Source organism: Halopseudomonas aestusnigri (assembly GCF_002197985.1).
In the GTDB taxonomy this organism is placed as follows: domain Bacteria; phylum Pseudomonadota; class Gammaproteobacteria; order Pseudomonadales; family Pseudomonadaceae; genus Halopseudomonas; species Halopseudomonas aestusnigri.
Genome location: NZ_NBYK01000009.1, coordinates 31,674 through 47,171, shown reverse-complemented (window position 1 = coordinate 47,171; position 15,498 = coordinate 31,674). Strand labels below are relative to the sequence as shown.

General features: G+C 54.7%; 18 protein-coding genes. 5 read left to right on the top strand and 13 right to left on the bottom strand.

All coding sequences use genetic code 11. The features are described 5' to 3' along the window. Window positions 1-53: 53 nt before the first annotated feature. Genes B7O88_RS12710 through B7O88_RS12700 form a run of 3 tightly spaced genes read right to left on the bottom strand, consistent with a single transcriptional unit; the run spans window position 54 to window position 2,379 of the window. Complete coding sequence (locus B7O88_RS12710) at window positions 54-950, bottom strand: AAA family ATPase (protein ID WP_088276354.1); 897 nt, start codon at window positions 948-950, stop codon at window positions 54-56. After that, window positions 947-1,438: an HORMA-1 domain-containing protein gene (locus B7O88_RS12705; RefSeq protein WP_088276353.1), complete on the bottom strand. Its 492-nt coding sequence runs from the start codon at window positions 1,436-1,438 to the stop codon at window positions 947-949. The genes B7O88_RS12710 and B7O88_RS12705 overlap by 4 nt, the downstream gene beginning before the upstream one ends. After that, window positions 1,435-2,379 carry a CBASS oligonucleotide cyclase gene (locus tag B7O88_RS12700; RefSeq protein WP_088276352.1) on the bottom strand — a complete coding sequence of 315 codons (945 nt, stop codon included), beginning with the start codon at window positions 2,377-2,379 and terminating at the stop codon, window positions 1,435-1,437. The genes B7O88_RS12705 and B7O88_RS12700 overlap by 4 nt, the downstream gene beginning before the upstream one ends. Window positions 2,380-2,638: 259 nt before the next feature. Here B7O88_RS12700 and B7O88_RS12695 point away from each other — a divergent pair, with 259 nt between their 5' ends. Then, complete coding sequence (locus tag B7O88_RS12695; protein WP_088276351.1) at window positions 2,639-3,538, top strand: WYL domain-containing protein; 900 nt, start codon at window positions 2,639-2,641, stop codon at window positions 3,536-3,538. 52 nt (window positions 3,539-3,590) lie between these two features. Beyond that, window positions 3,591-5,114 carry a phosphorylase family protein gene (locus B7O88_RS12690; protein ID WP_088276350.1) on the top strand — a complete coding sequence of 508 codons (1,524 nt, stop codon included), beginning with the start codon at window positions 3,591-3,593 and terminating at the stop codon, window positions 5,112-5,114. A gap of 214 nt (window positions 5,115-5,328) precedes the next feature. Here B7O88_RS12690 and B7O88_RS12685 read toward each other — a convergent pair whose 3' ends face one another. The 6 genes from B7O88_RS12685 to B7O88_RS12650 form a co-directional block, all read right to left on the bottom strand. Beyond that, window positions 5,329-6,081, bottom strand: a complete 753-nt coding sequence (locus tag B7O88_RS12685; RefSeq protein WP_328587511.1) for an RNA 2'-phosphotransferase — start codon at window positions 6,079-6,081, stop codon at window positions 5,329-5,331. Continuing rightward, a complete protein-coding gene (locus tag B7O88_RS12680) occupies window positions 6,074-6,538 on the bottom strand; it encodes an excisionase family DNA-binding protein (protein WP_088276347.1) in 465 nt (154 codons plus the stop codon). Before B7O88_RS12680 ends, B7O88_RS12685 begins: the two co-directional genes overlap by 8 nt. Before the next feature lie 521 nt (window positions 6,539-7,059). Next, window positions 7,060-7,272 carry a type II toxin-antitoxin system Phd/YefM family antitoxin gene (locus tag B7O88_RS12670; protein ID WP_088276346.1) on the bottom strand — a complete coding sequence of 71 codons (213 nt, stop codon included), beginning with the start codon at window positions 7,270-7,272 and terminating at the stop codon, window positions 7,060-7,062. A 78-nt stretch (window positions 7,273-7,350) separates the two neighbouring features. After that, window positions 7,351-7,839, bottom strand: a complete 489-nt coding sequence (locus tag B7O88_RS12665; RefSeq protein WP_088276345.1) for an HAD domain-containing protein — start codon at window positions 7,837-7,839, stop codon at window positions 7,351-7,353. Between the two features lie 486 nt (window positions 7,840-8,325). After that, complete coding sequence (locus B7O88_RS12655; RefSeq protein ID WP_235005786.1) at window positions 8,326-8,661, bottom strand: DUF6957 family protein; 336 nt, start codon at window positions 8,659-8,661, stop codon at window positions 8,326-8,328. Between the two features lie 170 nt (window positions 8,662-8,831). Then, entirely contained in the window at window positions 8,832-9,296 is a 465-nt protein-coding gene (locus tag B7O88_RS12650) for a hypothetical protein (RefSeq protein ID WP_088276343.1), read from the bottom strand. A 109-nt stretch (window positions 9,297-9,405) separates the two neighbouring features. Here B7O88_RS12650 and B7O88_RS12645 point away from each other — a divergent pair, with 109 nt between their 5' ends. From B7O88_RS12645 to B7O88_RS12635, 3 genes are all read left to right on the top strand, one after another. Beyond that, window positions 9,406-9,660: a helix-turn-helix domain-containing protein gene (locus tag B7O88_RS12645; RefSeq protein ID WP_088276342.1), complete on the top strand. Its 255-nt coding sequence runs from the start codon at window positions 9,406-9,408 to the stop codon at window positions 9,658-9,660. Between the two features lie 102 nt (window positions 9,661-9,762). Next, entirely contained in the window at window positions 9,763-10,167 is a 405-nt protein-coding gene (locus tag B7O88_RS12640; protein ID WP_088276340.1) for a metallophosphoesterase, read from the top strand. A 33-nt stretch (window positions 10,168-10,200) separates the two neighbouring features. Then, window positions 10,201-11,288, top strand: a protein-coding gene (locus B7O88_RS12635; protein ID WP_088276339.1) for an IS3 family transposase whose coding sequence is annotated in 2 segments (ribosomal slippage) — window positions 10,201-10,453 and window positions 10,453-11,288 — 1,089 coding nt in all. Because the reading frame shifts where the segments join, the coding sequence is not laid out codon by codon here. Between the two features lie 199 nt (window positions 11,289-11,487). Here B7O88_RS12635 and B7O88_RS12630 read toward each other — a convergent pair. The 4 genes from B7O88_RS12630 to B7O88_RS18195 form a co-directional block, all read right to left on the bottom strand. Next, complete coding sequence (locus B7O88_RS12630; protein ID WP_235005785.1) at window positions 11,488-12,447, bottom strand: YeiH family protein; 960 nt, start codon at window positions 12,445-12,447, stop codon at window positions 11,488-11,490. Between the two features lie 143 nt (window positions 12,448-12,590). Beyond that, window positions 12,591-13,004, bottom strand: coding sequence for a GFA family protein (locus B7O88_RS12625; RefSeq protein ID WP_088276338.1), 414 nt, complete (start codon window positions 13,002-13,004; stop codon window positions 12,591-12,593). Window positions 13,005-13,011: 7 nt separating this feature from the next. Then, window positions 13,012-14,418, bottom strand: coding sequence for an MFS transporter (locus B7O88_RS12620; RefSeq protein WP_088276337.1), 1,407 nt, complete (start codon window positions 14,416-14,418; stop codon window positions 13,012-13,014). Between the two features lie 87 nt (window positions 14,419-14,505). After that, entirely contained in the window at window positions 14,506-15,483 is a 978-nt protein-coding gene (locus B7O88_RS18195; protein WP_235005784.1) for a flavin reductase family protein, read from the bottom strand. Window positions 15,484-15,498: the final 15 nt, after the last annotated feature.

Here is a 15,498-nt window from a genome sequence, read left to right as displayed (position 1 = left end):
CTGCAGGTCAACTCGAGGCGTCGCCAGAAAGCCCAACCACACGACCAGAATATTTACTTATCTTCCATAACCGGTGATGGCTTCATCTCCAGTATTGAATCGGTCAGATCTTTGAAGCTCAGCGGACGATTCGGAAAGGCTTTGGCCATCGCCGTTGGGTACAGGCGAGTCCGAATATCGGAGTAAGTCCATGCTGGCTGCCCATTACTCTCACCAGTGACGGTTGCCAAGTCAGTTAGTTGCTTCTCCGTGAGCTCCATACCTGCCAGATCCATGCTGAACAGCTCTTTGCGCTCAGCAGCATCTGGACGGGTGAACTCTTCAACGATGGCAGCACGACGGCGCAGAGCTGCGTCAAGTACGGAAAGACGGTTGGTGCATAAGATCACAACGATCCGTCCGCCATATTTGCGCAACTCATCCACGCCTTGGATCAGCGTGTTCACAGCCACTTTATCCTCGTGGTGGCTCTGGCTCTGCGAACGGGAGGCTGCGATAGAGTCACCCTCGTCGATGATGAGAATCGCCCGGCGCTTTTTGCCGGCAGCTTCGGCAACCTCCGCAAATGCCTGGGTCAAAAGCGTGCCCATTTCGCCGACCTTGCCGGAGCCGCGAACTCGGTTACTCAGCTTGAACAACACCGAATCTTCAGCGCGAGAATCACGTACGATGCGGTTAGCGATGCACTCCGCTGTCGCAGTTTTTCCGGTGCCGACGTCCCCGTGGAAAATCACAAGAGGATACTGGTCGGCAACTAGATTGCAGATCGGTAGCACGCTTCTATGGTGCACCTTGCTCCACTCGGACAACTGGCCCTGGTTCAGCAGCAACTGAAGCTGGTTTTTCACGCGCTCGTAGCGGCCGCTGAAGCCAAGCAACACCTTCTCGCGCTCAGTCAGCTGGGCTTCCGGCAATTCAATTGCAGAGTCAAATACGCTGTTGTTGCTCATCGGGTGTAGTCCTTTCGTTCCATGCCATAGCCGTTGCTGGAGTATTCGCGACCACCTCTCTGAGTGAGCTGGGAGTGGCTGATGTCGTCGTAAGAGGTCGTCCAGTTGATTTTCAACTTGCCAGCCATTTTGTCCCGAGCTTGCTGGGTATAGCTGTCGTTGTAGGACAGAACGATCCGCAGGTGCGGGTTCGACACTTTGGGCCAGCGAGCATCACCAGGACGCTGGTTGGCCAGGGCGCCGGACTCGTTCACGTAGTACCGTGTCGCCTTCTGTTCGACCCCATTGCTCAGCAGGGTAAGATCTGCGAACTTCAGATACCCGTTTTTGGCCAGCAGCTCGATGTCGTAGGCCCATTCCTTGGCCTTGGCTTCAGTCACTGCTTCGCTACTAGAGGCGATCATCAAGAGGTCGGCAGTAATCCGGCGAACGACTGACTCAATGTCAGTGGTGGTGTACGTTGTCGTTTGCGTAGCGCTGTAGGTCATGCTGCATCCTCGACTTTGAAGCCCTTGCCGAACAGTTCTTTCCAGAGATTGAAGTCATCTTCCACCGATGCGAAATGAGCGGTTTCCCAGGACTCTTCTGCGAGCTGGACGATCTCTTTGCACTCGTCCGCGGTGATGCGACTGGCGACGTTGTTGGTGTCACAGACCGGATCAATGATCACGACCGTATCGGAGAATTCGGGCACATTGCCGTTCTCTGGGAACTTGATGACTTCCTTGAGCCCCGACTCAGCGATGTAGAGGAGGAAGTCACGGAAACGCTTCTCTAGCGATCCTTCCTTTCCGTTCACTTCAAGCACATGAGCCATGATGAGTTCGATGTGGAAGGACTTGAGAGGTACCTCTTTCCAGGTACGCCACCGCTTGGCCATCCGCACCAAGGTACGGAAGTCCGGATCTTCATCTTTGCGATCCTTCATGAACTTCACTTGGCACGGAGCGCAGGTTTCAGTCTTCGAGCCATCAATACGGTCAAACTGCCAGCCGTAGCCTTCCTTGTTCGGGTTCTCGATGACCGGAACAATGTCGACCTCCAGCCCGGTACCTACGAAGGTGACCTTAGCTGCCTTGCGCTGGATTTCGAAGTCTTCGACAGACTTGTTCGGGTACAGCTTGACCAGCGCGTCGTAGATTTTCTGGCTAAGGGTCGCAAAGGTCTCTTCATCCACCTTCTGGCCGCTGATGTAGAAAACCACGTCTATGTCAGCAGGGTTTTGAGCGTTGGGGCGCAGGATGGTGTGCTTGGCAAAAGAGCCGGCCTTTACCACCTTCTTGATGGTGATTTTGTCCTGCTTCTTCAGGCTGTCCTTCAGCGCTGCAATCAGCCGGTCGACTTGGGCGTTGTAGGTCTCCCGTTTGTCCTTCGGAAGGCGCAGCACATTACTGTCGTAATACTTGATCTGAGTGTTGGTGAGTGGCATTGGCCATCCCCTCCTAAAAATATTGTGTTAGTAGCAAAGCATCCCTACCAGCAGCTACATCACATGCCGAGCGATGAGATGGCGCGGCGGCTCGATCACTAGGCCCGAATCACCTTTACGTTTCGCTGCACTTCAACCCTCTCCGAACCATCTAAAGAATCCGTCCGGGAAATTGCGATCGGCTGTTTGCTAGCGTATCATTACTATACGCATATTTTTTAGATGCAGTCTAGTTTTTATACGCTATCGAGGTTCGATCATGACAAACGAGTCCAAACCCACAGACGACCAACCCACCAGCAAGGGACGGCAAGGTGCGCGTTGGGGCCAGGAACGTCGGTTGGAATTCATCGACTATCGACTGCGGTGGGATGGTCAGATCAACCGAAGCAGCCTCACTGAATTCTTCGGAATCTCTGTACCCCAGGCGTCATTGGATATCACCGAGTACACAAAACTCGCCGAAAGCAACCTTGAATACGACACCCGGGCCAGGGTCTACCGAGCGACCGATTCGTTTAAGGCTGTCTTCCCCTCTAGCGCAGTTGAGCGGTACCTAGAAGATCTGCTTCGCGTCGCCGTGCAGTCAGAGGTTCCTTATGGCAGTTTCCTGAACTGGCAATCCCCTGTCGCTGCTGTACCCAAGCTGGGCCGTCGCCTGAACGCGGACATCGTTGGGGAAATCCTCCGCGCGATTCGCGAGAAGGAATATGTCGAGGTCTTCTACCAATCCATGAACGACCCTGAAGGTGGGGAGCGGCGGCTGTCTCCCCACGCGTTGGTGCATGACGGGAACCGCTGGCACGTCCGGGCCTACTGCCACAAACGTAAGGACTTCCGGGACTTTTCTCTAACCCGTATCAAGCACTGCAAATATGGTGGTCAAGATCGCGACCGAGCTGATGAGGACTACGCCTGGCACACGATTGTGGACGTTGTTCTCATTCCTCATCCGGGCCTCACACCCTCCCAGCGCAATTTGATCGAGGCCGACTTTCTGATGGAGAACGGTGAGATGCACGTCAAATGCCGGCAAGCCCTCCTCGTGTATCTCCTGTTCCAGCTCAACCTGAATGACGATCAGGCTGACCAGAGGCCCGAAGTCATCCAGCTCGCACTCAAGAACAAGAATGAGATCAAGGCGCTGTTCCAGTATTAACCCCTAGAGAAATCAGCCAATACTCAACACCTCAGCTACCGGAATTGTCACGATGGCAAAGCTTGAAAATGAATTCATTCTGATTGCGGGCAGCATCTCCAAGAAGACAGAGAAGGCCTCGATCGATCTCGCGCACGACTTCACTCGTGCGTTAACCAAGAGCGTCTTGGCGGCTCAGGGCGGACTCGTTGTCTACCTAGCAGGTCAGCCAGTCAATGAAAGCGGCGATGCATTGACCTTCGACTGGACGGTGGCCTACGAGGCTGAGAAGCTGTTGGCTGAGTACGCCCCAGCTCATCAGTTAAAGATCGTCACCTCGCAGCTGGCCATGCGGGAAAAAATGACCCTTGAACAACGGACATTGATCCGCCGTCTTGCCGCCGAGAACTATGCACAAATCGTCTACATCGAAGACGACCTGGTCACTGGCGGGAACATTGGTGATGAGCAAGTTGAGGTGGCCACGGCAATGATTGCCCTAGGCGGTGGCAAGGGCGTATCCGACCGAGCTCGCAAACTTCGCAAGCGTCAGCTTCCGGTTCTGCCGTTTGACCTGCAGCTTGGGGGCTTCAGCGAAGATGGCGAGGGGGCGCTAGGCCTTCGCGCCAATTTCTTCAAGGATCCTTCCGCGATGTTCTTCTTCACCGGCGAGCAGGTTAAGGGACGCCTGGACAGCATGTCCCTACAGGAGCCTCTGTACAGCCCAGACAAGCTGGCAGACCTTTCAGTTGGACTTTTCCAGGCAGAAATCGAGGCCAAGGAGCAGGCACGCTCTCCAGATCTCCTAGTCATCACGGCTATCCCCATTGAGCTCGCCGCCGCGAAGAAAGTATTCGGTATTGGCGAGGATGTACCTGCACGCTACTCCAAGAATGGCATTCATTTCTGGCCCGTAACCATCCAGCGAGCGGACGGCCCTCTATCATGTGTCGTTGCCTCTCTTGGCAACGCTGGCAACGTCAACGCAAGCACCGTCACTACCCTTCTGTTGTCAGAGCTGAACCCCCAGAAGGTGCTGATGATGGGGATCGCGGGCGGACGTCGTAAAAAGCTCAGCCTCGGCGAAGTCATTCTGTCCGAACGCGTCGTGTACTACGAAGGTGGGGCAGCACACGCCGGGGGCCAGATTGCGCTTCGGCCAGAGATGCAACGTCCAAGACTTTCCACCCAGCAAGATCTCAATGCTTATTTTGCAACCGCATCGTTACCTGACCGCCTGCAAGAGCGCGCCGAGAAGCTGGGCTTCGCGATCCCGGTAGAGTCCCAGGCTGGGGAAGTTGCAGCGAAGCTCATGGTGTCGCCGGCAACAGTCGCCTCAGGCGAATTGCTCATTCGTGATCCAGAAGTTTTCGAAAGCTTCCAAAGTATTCATGAAAAAGCACTGGTAGCTGAGATGGAGGCCTATGGAGTATTCGATGCATGCGAAAAGCAGAACGTGCCCGTCTTGGTCGTCCGAGGAATCAGCGATTACGGAGACACGACTAAGGACAATACCTTCCACAGGGTAGCGTCCGAGGCTGCAGCCATTGTGACCCTTGATTACGCCACACACGGGTGGAGCCGAATATCTACTTGATAACTGGCTCTTGTGTAAGCAGCCAACATTCATTGGATCGCTAGGGATTTTTGAAGGCGCAAGATGACCGCTTTTGGCCGGATCCTGCCAGTTGCGACAGGCGCCTACCGGCCATAAGCGGTCATCTGGTGTCTACAAAACCAACGGCGATTCAGATATCGCGCGAGGTCCTACGCCCCAGTTGGACGGCGATGCAATTTCTTGCCCGGTTTGATTAGCTCTGAACGAGCAGAGCAAGGAACTTTGCCTGCACAGACTCTGTGAGCCAAACACCATTATCAGACAGAAAGAAGCTCGCTCCCTCCCTGTGCATTCTTCCGGACAGTACCTCTAAGACCACAGGTTTTCCGTGACGTTGGCCCACTCTTACGGCGGTTTCGGAATCTCGCGATAAGTGGACATGGTTTCTGTTTCCTGACTTCAGCCCCTCAGCCAGTATTGATTCCAGAAAGCGGGTGGCCGTGCCGTGATACAAAACCTCCGGCGGCACGGCGGCGACCAGACCTAGCTCTACTTTGACCGAATGCCCCTGATTGGCTCTGATTTTTGTGCCATCTTCACTGATCTTGAATCGTTGCTTCTCGCTGGTGCGAGTGAGTTCTTCGATAAGTGACCGGGTGAGCGGAATTTTGCCTGACGAGGTGCGCTCGACTATTTGATCAATCTCCGCCCAGCCGTCTGGATCTAGCACGAGGCCGACCTCCTCCGGTTTGTGACGGAGCAGTAGGCTGAGAAACTTGCTTGCGGAAACCTTGTTTACCATCACTTCACCTTCCGAGCCGTTCAACGCCAAGCTCTGCTGAAAACATAAGCTGAGGCGAAGCCGGAGTTCATGGTTTGTGCTGATACGGTATGCCCTTGACAGTTGATCACTGTCAGGGGCATACGACCTCGAACCAAATTTTGAAATAGATACCGCTACCCGCCAGCAACCTGAAGAAACACGCGTAGCGGCGAATTTATTCATACCCGATCTTAAGCGCCTGGGCCTGCTCGGCCAGCGCATCGAGCGCCTCGCGCCCCTCCGCGTCACGGCGCTCCTTATAGGCAATCACGTCCTTGTACCGGACGCGACGGTGCGTGCCGGCCGTGTGGAACGGGATATCACCGCGCTCCAGCAACTGCGCTAGGAACGGTCGCGAGATGCTGAGCAAGCCAGCTGCCTCCTGAGTCGTCAGATCTGCATGGATTGGGGTGACACAGACCGCACAGCCCTTGCCGGTTTCGGACAGGATATTGATGAGCAACCGCAGCGCCGAGACCGGGACAAGAACCGGATGGGAGGCACCGTTATCATCAAAGATATCAATCCGCTGACTTTCCGAGCGTGTCTGCAAAAAGGCGGACAGCATCCGGCTGCTCTCACGTGCGATGGCAACTTCTTCGGTCGTCGGAAAGGAGTGGACGCGGGAGAGTGTGATCATGAAAGCCTCACTGCAAAGGGCATAATCAAAACAGCCAAAATATCCGAAAGACAAGACTCTCGCCCAGCAAGTAGCCACGGAGATGCTCCACCTTCTCGCCTCGCTGTGCTCAAGCTCCCAGAGGAAACGGCTCCACCATAGACTTCCTCCTATGCCCTATCGTTGAAAAAATCATCCCGAGCAACGCGTCCAAAACCACTCAGGTCTTGATCCGCATCGCTGAACATGAAATTCACCATCATGGGTCGAACCGTAACCCCAACTGGCGCAAAGGGTGCCGAACTGTAATCCATACCCTTCAACTCGCGTGCTATCGCCGCAGACGTCGCACAGAACGTCATTAGCTGATTCATCCTGCTCCATAGCTGTGCCCCTCATTGCCCCCTCCCACTTGAGACGTGTGCAACTCCGCTTATCCAGCGCACGAGACTTTAGTGTGTTGCACGATGCGGCACGCGCGACCCCGAATACGGCATACGCCGCGGTAGGACCTGCAGCGGATTCTCTTGCCTAACGACCATTCACATCCCCATCGAATCAAAATCGTCCGGAACCTCAATCTGACCGCGCAAGAACCCAATACGTTTGGAGCCGCTCCCATTTTCCGGACCTAGCGGCACTACTTTGACCTTTGGCGTGCCTTCGACCGCGATCACAAACGACTTGCCTTCAGCCGCCTGCGCAATCAACTGCGGTAGCTCAGCCATCACCTGTTGAATGTCTATAACTCGCATGACTGAACGCTCCTGTCTCAACTTGCTAGATCCAATCAACCCGGAAACGCCACCGTCCAGGCGCAGAGCCAGCGGGACTCAATACCTCAGGTTCAAGCGCTCGCGGAGCTGCTCTCTTGCATCAGCACAGGACAGCCCCAAGTTGGAGTCGGTATGAATCAGGCGGCTTCGTTTCTCCTCAGGCCACCCAACGTCATCGTCATCGACCGCCAGCCACTCGACCGGCCCTCTCAACCTGCCGAGATAACTTTGAATCTGCTCATACCGTGTTTGCAGATCCCAGAGGGTACGGTGGTCAGAGCCCGCCTTCCTCATTGCCGAATGCCAAGTAGCCCCCACAACCAACCGCGACACGGGTTCAGGTAACGCCTTACGAGCACGCTGGTATCCCAAGTGTCTGGCCCAACTGGTGGACAGTACGATCTGTACATCAGCCTCCTCGACGACCGCCTGCAGGTAATGAGCCCACATAAACAGCTGCCCCTCTGCACGCAGCTCAGCTCGTCCTCGGCGCAGATACACCGCGTCAGGGTGCAGAACACCGTCAAAATCCAGAAACAGCAGCATGCCTAAACCTCACAACGGATCCCGGCACAAGGTCCGGATGCTAATGCAACCGAGCAGGCGTGAACTGCAGCACCGCTGGGTCAAGAGAAAAGAACGCATCGAGAGAGCGCCTGCCACCAGCCGCGTCAAACGTCACCACGACGTAAAGGCTGCCGCTCTTGGTTCGAAGCACCCAGAAATCATTTAGCTTCTCCGCTCTCAAGATGTCTGAGGTTATGATTCGGTGCCCATTGGCAAAACGCCCGAACCTGTCTGCTTTTTCATGAGCGAACACCCTTCCAAAAGCAGATCGAGCAGCGATACGGGCCCCAAGAAGGTAGCCTGTAACCGGGCGCCCAAACCAAAGCCCTGTTGCCTGATAGAGCCGCTTTCGGGAGTAGCTGGATATTTTCAAAAGACCACCCTCAAGCACCGCGCTGCGCAGGTCTAACCACCGTTCCACCAGCTAAGCCCTGCTTTCTGCTGAGCGACATGGCTGGCCTTGATTCAGTGATTCAGAGCAAGTGTTTTGGGATGTGCCTGCTTACACAATCCATCTCCCAGCAACACGTAGTGGGTATTCTTCGTACGAAAAACGAAGCCATCCGTGAACTCATGCAGCAGCGTGGTCCGTACAAAGTCACCTACATCCCAGCGACGCGAGGAGTCATACACAATCGAGTGGGCATACAGAACAACCGGATGTAGCTGCATAGCCGCCAGATCATCTCGCCGCCCTTCCGACACCTCCAGCTCCACCCAAATCCAATTACGAACCAGACAGAAGGGAGCACCGTTGAAGGTCGCACGGCTATATTCCAGCGCCTCATCGTTTGTCATCATGCTCCCAGCCATAGGCTCACCTGGGCCGTGTAACAGTGTCTCGATTGCTTTTGTTAGATCCATAGCAGCATCTCCACATCAAACTCATTGTGCACAGCGCTGACGAACCTAGAAAGAAGGCAAGCCAGCACCGCTTACTCTGAGCCCAGCCGACTCAAGAGCTGTCAGCACTACTTCACGACTGGGCTTATTTTTATGACTGGGCTTTTTCTTCTTCGCAGTTCGCTACGCAGCAGACGCTTCATCTCCAAAACGCCATCGCTTCCCAGCTCCCGATGTGGCAAATCAGCCTCGGCAACAAGCCTGTCACACCAGGCTCCAAATCCCTCGTATCCCGGATCTGTGCAGCGTTCACGGTGATCTTTCAACGCGCTGAGCAAATGGTTCAGATACAGCGCCTCGTCCAAATCCGGGTCTTCAAGCACATCCGTCACTTGGTCCAACAACTCACTCGCCGAGTACAGTCGCTTCACAGTCTTGTCACGGGGATCAATAGGGTTCAGCTCGAATACCTCGGCGATTACCGATATCGCGCACGCCTCCCTGGCACTGCGTTCCGGCTGAATAAGCCTCACCTGCCACTCGACGATCTCTTCAACCAGCTCTCTGAAACCCACCTCTTCATGCTCAGGCATTGACGCCTCCTATTCGTTATATTTTAATCTGAATATCTGAATACCAGTTATTCATAAAACTGAAAGATAGATATAGAGTGACCGCCTGTCAAGGATCCAGGTGCAACTCATGGGTAGCTCGATTTACAGGAACGAAAATCTGGTACTGCTGCGCCTGCTCAGGCAATACCGGACGGAGTCAGGAATGACTCAGGGTGAATTCGCTAGGGCTCTAAACCGCCCACAATCCTTCGTGAGCGATATGGAGCGTGGCTCGCGCCGACTTGACCTGATCCAACTGAGGGATATTTGCGACGTACTGAACATCAGCCTGCTGGACTTTGTCAGCCGCTTCGAAGCAGAGCTGGCAGCCCTTGAGCAGTAGGCCGTTGCGCACCAAAGCAGCACGAAGGCTCGATTGAGCAACGCGCATCGGACCACCATCAATCTACGTTGATGCCTAACCTTTGCGGGGGAGCTTGGCGCGATGACAAGTACATCAGGACAATGCGCCCTCGCCTGCGTGTGTATCTCAGACACGCACGGGCTCCATCAGTCTCTTCCGCCACTGCCAGACGGTGATGTTCTTATTCACGCCGGCGACTGCCTCGGCTCCGGCAGCGTGAAATCCCTTGAAGCCTTTGCTGAATGGTTTGAAGCACAACCCCATCGCCACAAGATCTTGGTTGCTGGCAATCACGACGACGCGATCGAAAAGTACCCTGACCTGATCCCAAAGCTGCTCCCAAGCACCTACTACCTTCAGGACAGAGGGATAGAAATCGACGGGGTAAAATTCTGGGGATCACCGTGGACACCGCGCTTTCACGGCGGCGCATTCATGCTCGATCGCGGGGTAATCCCCCCTGAAATCAGCCCTCGTCAGAAGTAGAATTTTCTCCTAATCGGATCAAGGAAATTTTGCGTGAAGACATCGCGTTTTTCGGACAGTCAAATCATCGCCATCCTCAAGCAGGCTGAAGTCGGCAGCCCCGTGCCTGAACTGTGCCGCGAGCATGGCATCAGTTCGGCGACCTTCTACAAATGGCGCGCCAAGTTCGGTGGCATGGACGTCTCGTTAATGGCTCGACTGCGCGAGCTGGAGGAGGAGAATCGTCGTCTGAAGAAGATGTATGCCGAGGAGCGCCTGAAGGCCGAGATCATCCAGGAGGCGATGGCAAAAAAGTGGTGAAGCCATCTCGGCGACGAGAGATGGCGCAACACGCGGCTGCCTCAGGCAAGGTCAGCATCAAACTGGCGTGTGTGTCGTTTGGCATCAGCACGACCTGCTATCGCTACCAGCCACGGTTGTCGGAAGAAAATGCCGAGATCGCCGATCACCTAATCCGACTCACACATAACCAACGCAACTGGGGTTTCGGCCTGTGCTTCCTGTATCTGCGTAACGTGAAAGGTTATCGCTGGAATCACAAACGGGTGTATCGGATATATCGGGAGCTTGAGTTGAACCTGCGGATCAAGCCGCGCAAGCGCATCGTGCGAGAGAAGCCCGAGCCACTGCCTGTGCCGGAGGCAATCAATCACTGCTGGTCGATGGACTTCATGCACGATCAGTTGGCCGACGGTCGCAGCTTCCGCCTGTTCAACCTGATCGACGACTTCAACCGCGAGGCCCTGACCATGAATATCGACCTGTCATTGCCGGCAGAGCGGGTGGTGCGCGCACTGGATCAAGTGATCGAGTGGTGTGGCAAGCCGCAAGTTATCCGCAGCGACAATGGCCCGGAATACATCAGCAGCAAGCTCGTGCTATGGGCGGAAAAGCACGGCATTCGACTGGAGCGTATCCAGCCCGGTAATCCACAGCAGAACGCCTACGTCGAGCGCTACAACCGCACGGTGCGTTATGACTGGCTGGGGCATTACTTGTTCGAGTCCATCGCCGAGGTGCAGGAGCATGCAACGCGCTGGGTATGGATATACAATCACGAACGGCCAAACATGGCCCTGGGTGGCATCACCCCCAAACAGAAGTTGGCTCTCGTGGCCTGACCTCTACTTCTGGTGAGCACTAAAAATGGGGGGATTACCGAGCAACTGCTGCCCCATCAGTGGATTCCGAGCTGATCGACGCAAGGTGTATTCCCCGTACGCTTACGATGCAGTCACCACATACAAGGTACGCAATAGCTTTGTACAAAAAAACAATCTCATCGCGGACGAGAGAACAAAGAGCCCCGATCAGCGTTTATTAAGCAAGGCTCATGAGTCCAAGTACGAGCAGCGCAAGAAAAATGGTTTCGATAGCAAGCATGAGAACTGGGCGCCAACCAACCATAGAAAGAGTTTTCAGCGAGGTCTTCACGCCCAACGCAGCTATGGCCACTACCAGGAAACTACGTGATAAGTCCCCCAAGGTACCGGTTAACAGCTCAGGCAACACTCCAGTGCTGTTGGCCGCAACCAGAAGCAAAAAAACCACAAGAAACCCTGGTAACAAGGGCATACGACGCTGCTTGTTATCGAACTCGCCGACCAAATGATGGCGTCGAAACAGCCACGCGATAACGATAACAGCCGGCACCAGCAACGCTACGCGCAGCAACTTCACCACCGTCGCGATATCACCGGAAGCAGGCGAAATCATATACCCCGCACCAACTACTTGCGCCACATCGTGGATAGTTCCACCTAAAAATACACCCGTTTGCTCTGGGTCAAATCCAAGCAGCTTGCACAAAATGGGATAGCTGATCATCGCAACGGTCGACAAGCTCGTAACGCCAACAACGGTTAATAGCGTATCGCGCTCACTATGTTCGTGTTTAGGGAGCACCGCAGAGATTGCAAGTGCTGCCGATGCTCCGCAAATAGCAACCGCGCCCCCCGTCAAAACCCCAAGGTCCGAGCGCTGCCCAAGCAGCTTCGCGCAACACCATCCAACACAAATAGTCGCCGTGACCGCGACGACCGCCGCAAGCACTGTTTGCAGCCCTAAAGAGCCGATCTGCTCTACAGTGATCCGCACGCCGAGCAAGGCCACGCCTATACGCAGAAGCGTGCGAGACGCAAACTCGATACCTGGTAGGCAGCGGCCATCATCTAAAAGAAAGTGAAAAGTCATCCCGAATAGCAGTGCATACAATAGAGTGGGGCCGCCGTAGTGGTCAGCAATAAACGCTGACGCCATAGCAATGGCAACGCTGATCATCAGCCCAGGCATTATCTGAGTGATACGTACAAGCAACCGCTCACGTATCGTAGTATCGGGTAGACAGCCCCCGCTTTTGTTCATATTAGCCATATCCAAACCAGTCTCGGTAGAGGCACCATTGGGGACGCAACGTCATGCGTTCAGTCGCAGGCCTCAAATTCAAAACAGGGCAAACTCCGATCAATTTCAACCCATGTCATGGCTGAACCGCACCAAAGATGCATGGACGGCTGGACGGAGCAGGTGTCCATTAAGCTTCCAGCTTTGAGCAGTACTACACCCGGCATGAAAGCAATCTCTGAATACAGTGCGGAGCCACAGTTAGAACAAAAATGGCGTTTTGCTGGCAGGCCGCTGCTGCCAGTTTTGGAATAGTGGCTCAGCCCCTTTCCCGCCACAGCAAAGCCCTCCGAGGGCACCAGCACATTCACCGAGAAGGCACCGCCAGACTGCCTCTGGCAATCTCGGCAATGACAAATGGCGGTGCTCATTGATGTGCTTTCGCTTGCGTAAGTAATAGCGCCGCAGAGGCAACTTCCTTTGGTGCTCGTCATAAACTCCTCAGTCGGCAGCGAGAGTAGCGCGGGTGTTGTGAGCTGAAATGGGCGACCAGGTATTTGCCTGCTGAACGGTGCGCTGATAACCGCTAAAGCCGCTGCGGTATAACAGGGCAGCCAAAGAGCAGGCGCCCAAGGTCACGATCAGTATGGAGTAGCGGATAGCCAGCGGGTCGCCAAACAAATAGTCCGTAATGACCCCGACCATCACTGGGCCGATCCCAGCGCCGAGAAGGTTTAGCACCCCAGTGAACAAAGCAATTGCTTGGCCACGCATTGGGGCAGGAGTGATTTCCACCATCATCGCTGGGCCGACACCGAACAGACACGTCCAGATACCGGCGGTTAGCGCTAAAAAGGGCAGCGCGGCAGTGGACGATGGCGCAAGTAAGACAAAGGAGGCAAGTAGCGGCAACGCCAGGCTGGCTATGAAGGCTACGCGCAGATTGCCATCTGGCTTACCGCGTTGACGCAAGAACCCACCGTACCAGCTAGCCCCCAACACCCCCAGGGGCGCACAAATGCACATCATCAGCCCCATTACCGTCCCAGCTTCGGCATAGGTCCAGCCAAACTGACGAACCAAATAGCTAGGTACCCACGCACTACTGCCATACACAGCGGCGTAGTAACAGCCGCTAGCAAGCACAACAGAGCCTATTGTGCGCCGATTCAACTTTAAGTAAGCCGCAACCTCTGTCAGCGGCACCCCCTTGCCGGAATTCTGAAACGGAGCAGACACTTTTTTGCGGCGCTCTCGCGGCTCAGGTACACCCATCATCAGCAAGAGAAGTAACAGCCCGGGCAGTCCTATCGACATCAGAGTCGCTTGCCAGGGTGCCAAAGTTCCCAAATAAGGTAGAGTCAGGGGGTGTGCGGTAAAAAAGCCCAACACCAAACCCGTGGCAAATAAACCAATGCCAGCACCGACAGGCCCACCGGCGCCAAACACCCCTAGGGCCCGGTCGCGCTTACTAGGGGCGAATAGGTCACTGATCAGAGACACTGCTCCAGGTAGTAGCACAGCCTCTCCAGCTGCAACGCCGATTCGTGACACCATCAGGTGCCAAAAGTCTGTTGCCAACCCGCCCGCTGCAGTGGCCATGCACCAGAGCCCAATACCTATCGCCATAATCAGACGGCGATTTCCGCGGTCAATCAAACGCGCAATCGGTAACCCCACCAAGGAGTAAAAGGCAGCAAAAGTGAATCCATGCAACATGCCCATCCATGCGTCGTTGACGCCTAGTGCTTGCTGGATAGGGCCAACCAGCAAAGTAAGAATTTGCCGATCCATGATTGAAAAAACGTATGCAAGCAACAGTACCATCAGAGCGTAGTTGGCCCGTCTTGAGCTAGTTAACATCTGCTCTTCAAGGGCTGTGGACTGGAGAACTGTCGAGTTAGGCATCGACCTCGCACCTCAAAATTTTGTTTTTGTAGGCTGCACGCCGCGGTGCATGGCGCGCAGTACTGCTCTATAACTGATGTGGCTTAACTAACCTTGCTGCTTCCAGATGTTGTTTTCCTGCCAAATATTCTCTTTGCGCCAGTGTGCAGGTAGATCTGCTCCGGTACTGTGAATAACACGGCCAAGCAGAAGCTTGAGTTGCTGAGATTCGTCATAGCTGAGTGGCTCTAGAGCGCTCATCTCGGCGGCTTTCGCGAAGGACAACCACTGAATTGCAAGATGGCGACCTTCGGCAGTGAACTGCACGCGCTCGTTGTCGACAGCCAGCAGTCCTTTATCAACCCACAAGCTCAGGTGCTCGTCACTAAGTGTCTTACCAACAAACTTGAACAATGCGTTCAGCTCTGCAGGGCTTCTACCCTCACTAAAACTGAGTATTGCGAGTAGCTCAAAATCACTTTCGCGCATGCCCATGTCTATCAACTGCCGGCGAATTGGCAATTGCAATTGGTAGTACGCTCTCCCCAATAGGAAGCCAAGCCAGTTGTCACCGTAAATAGCGTCAGAAGGCCCAGAAGGAGACGGTTGCAAGCTGCGGTAACCGCCACCATGAAACACCAGAGGCGCGCTGTCATATCGGTCGAAGGCCATAACCTCACCAACTAAAATGATGTGATCGCCGCCTTCGTACTGATAGCTTGTCTTACATTGAAAACGCGCCGAACATCCCGCGAGCAGAGGAACGTCGCCGAATCCTCGTTCAAGCGCCAGAGACTCGAACTTATCTGCTCCACTCTTGGCAAACCGATTAGAGAGCGACTCTTGATCGGTTGCCAGTATATGTACCGCAAAATGATCGCTTCCCATAAATGCTGGCGCAGAGGAAGACTCCTTGTTAATACTCCAAAGCACCATGGGTGGATCCATCGATACTGAGTTGAAGCTGTTGGCCGTGAGGCCGTAGTCGTTGCCGTCAGGGCCGCAAGTGGTAACAATCGTGACGCCAGTAGTGAAGGAGCCAAGCGCTTGACGGAACTGTTTCGTATCGAGACTCGATATGCTCACAAAAACCCTCCTCGC

Coding starts and splice junctions, on each gene's coding strand:
- B7O88_RS12710 (WP_088276354.1), bottom strand. CDS start 950: ATGAGCAACAACAGCGTATTTGACTCTGCAATTGAATTGCCGGAAGCC.
- B7O88_RS12705 (WP_088276353.1), bottom strand. CDS start 1,438: ATGACCTACAGCGCTACGCAAACGACAACGTACACCACCACTGACATT.
- B7O88_RS12700 (WP_088276352.1), bottom strand. CDS start 2,379: ATGCCACTCACCAACACTCAGATCAAGTATTACGACAGTAATGTGCTG.
- B7O88_RS12695 (WP_088276351.1), top strand. CDS start 2,639: ATGACAAACGAGTCCAAACCCACAGACGACCAACCCACCAGCAAGGGA.
- B7O88_RS12690 (WP_088276350.1), top strand. CDS start 3,591: ATGGCAAAGCTTGAAAATGAATTCATTCTGATTGCGGGCAGCATCTCC.
- B7O88_RS12685 (WP_328587511.1), bottom strand. CDS start 6,081: ATGAATAAATTCGCCGCTACGCGTGTTTCTTCAGGTTGCTGGCGGGTA.
- B7O88_RS12680 (WP_088276347.1), bottom strand. CDS start 6,538: ATGATCACACTCTCCCGCGTCCACTCCTTTCCGACGACCGAAGAAGTT.
- B7O88_RS12670 (WP_088276346.1), bottom strand. CDS start 7,272: ATGCGAGTTATAGACATTCAACAGGTGATGGCTGAGCTACCGCAGTTG.
- B7O88_RS12665 (WP_088276345.1), bottom strand. CDS start 7,839: ATGCTGCTGTTTCTGGATTTTGACGGTGTTCTGCACCCTGACGCGGTG.
- B7O88_RS12655 (WP_235005786.1), bottom strand. CDS start 8,661: ATGATGACAAACGATGAGGCGCTGGAATATAGCCGTGCGACCTTCAAC.
- B7O88_RS12650 (WP_088276343.1), bottom strand. CDS start 9,296: ATGCCTGAGCATGAAGAGGTGGGTTTCAGAGAGCTGGTTGAAGAGATC.
- B7O88_RS12645 (WP_088276342.1), top strand. CDS start 9,406: ATGGGTAGCTCGATTTACAGGAACGAAAATCTGGTACTGCTGCGCCTG.
- B7O88_RS12640 (WP_088276340.1), top strand. CDS start 9,763: ATGACAAGTACATCAGGACAATGCGCCCTCGCCTGCGTGTGTATCTCA.
- B7O88_RS12630 (WP_235005785.1), bottom strand. CDS start 12,447: ATGATCAGCGTTGCCATTGCTATGGCGTCAGCGTTTATTGCTGACCAC.
- B7O88_RS12625 (WP_088276338.1), bottom strand. CDS start 13,004: ATGACGAGCACCAAAGGAAGTTGCCTCTGCGGCGCTATTACTTACGCA.
- B7O88_RS12620 (WP_088276337.1), bottom strand. CDS start 14,418: ATGCCTAACTCGACAGTTCTCCAGTCCACAGCCCTTGAAGAGCAGATG.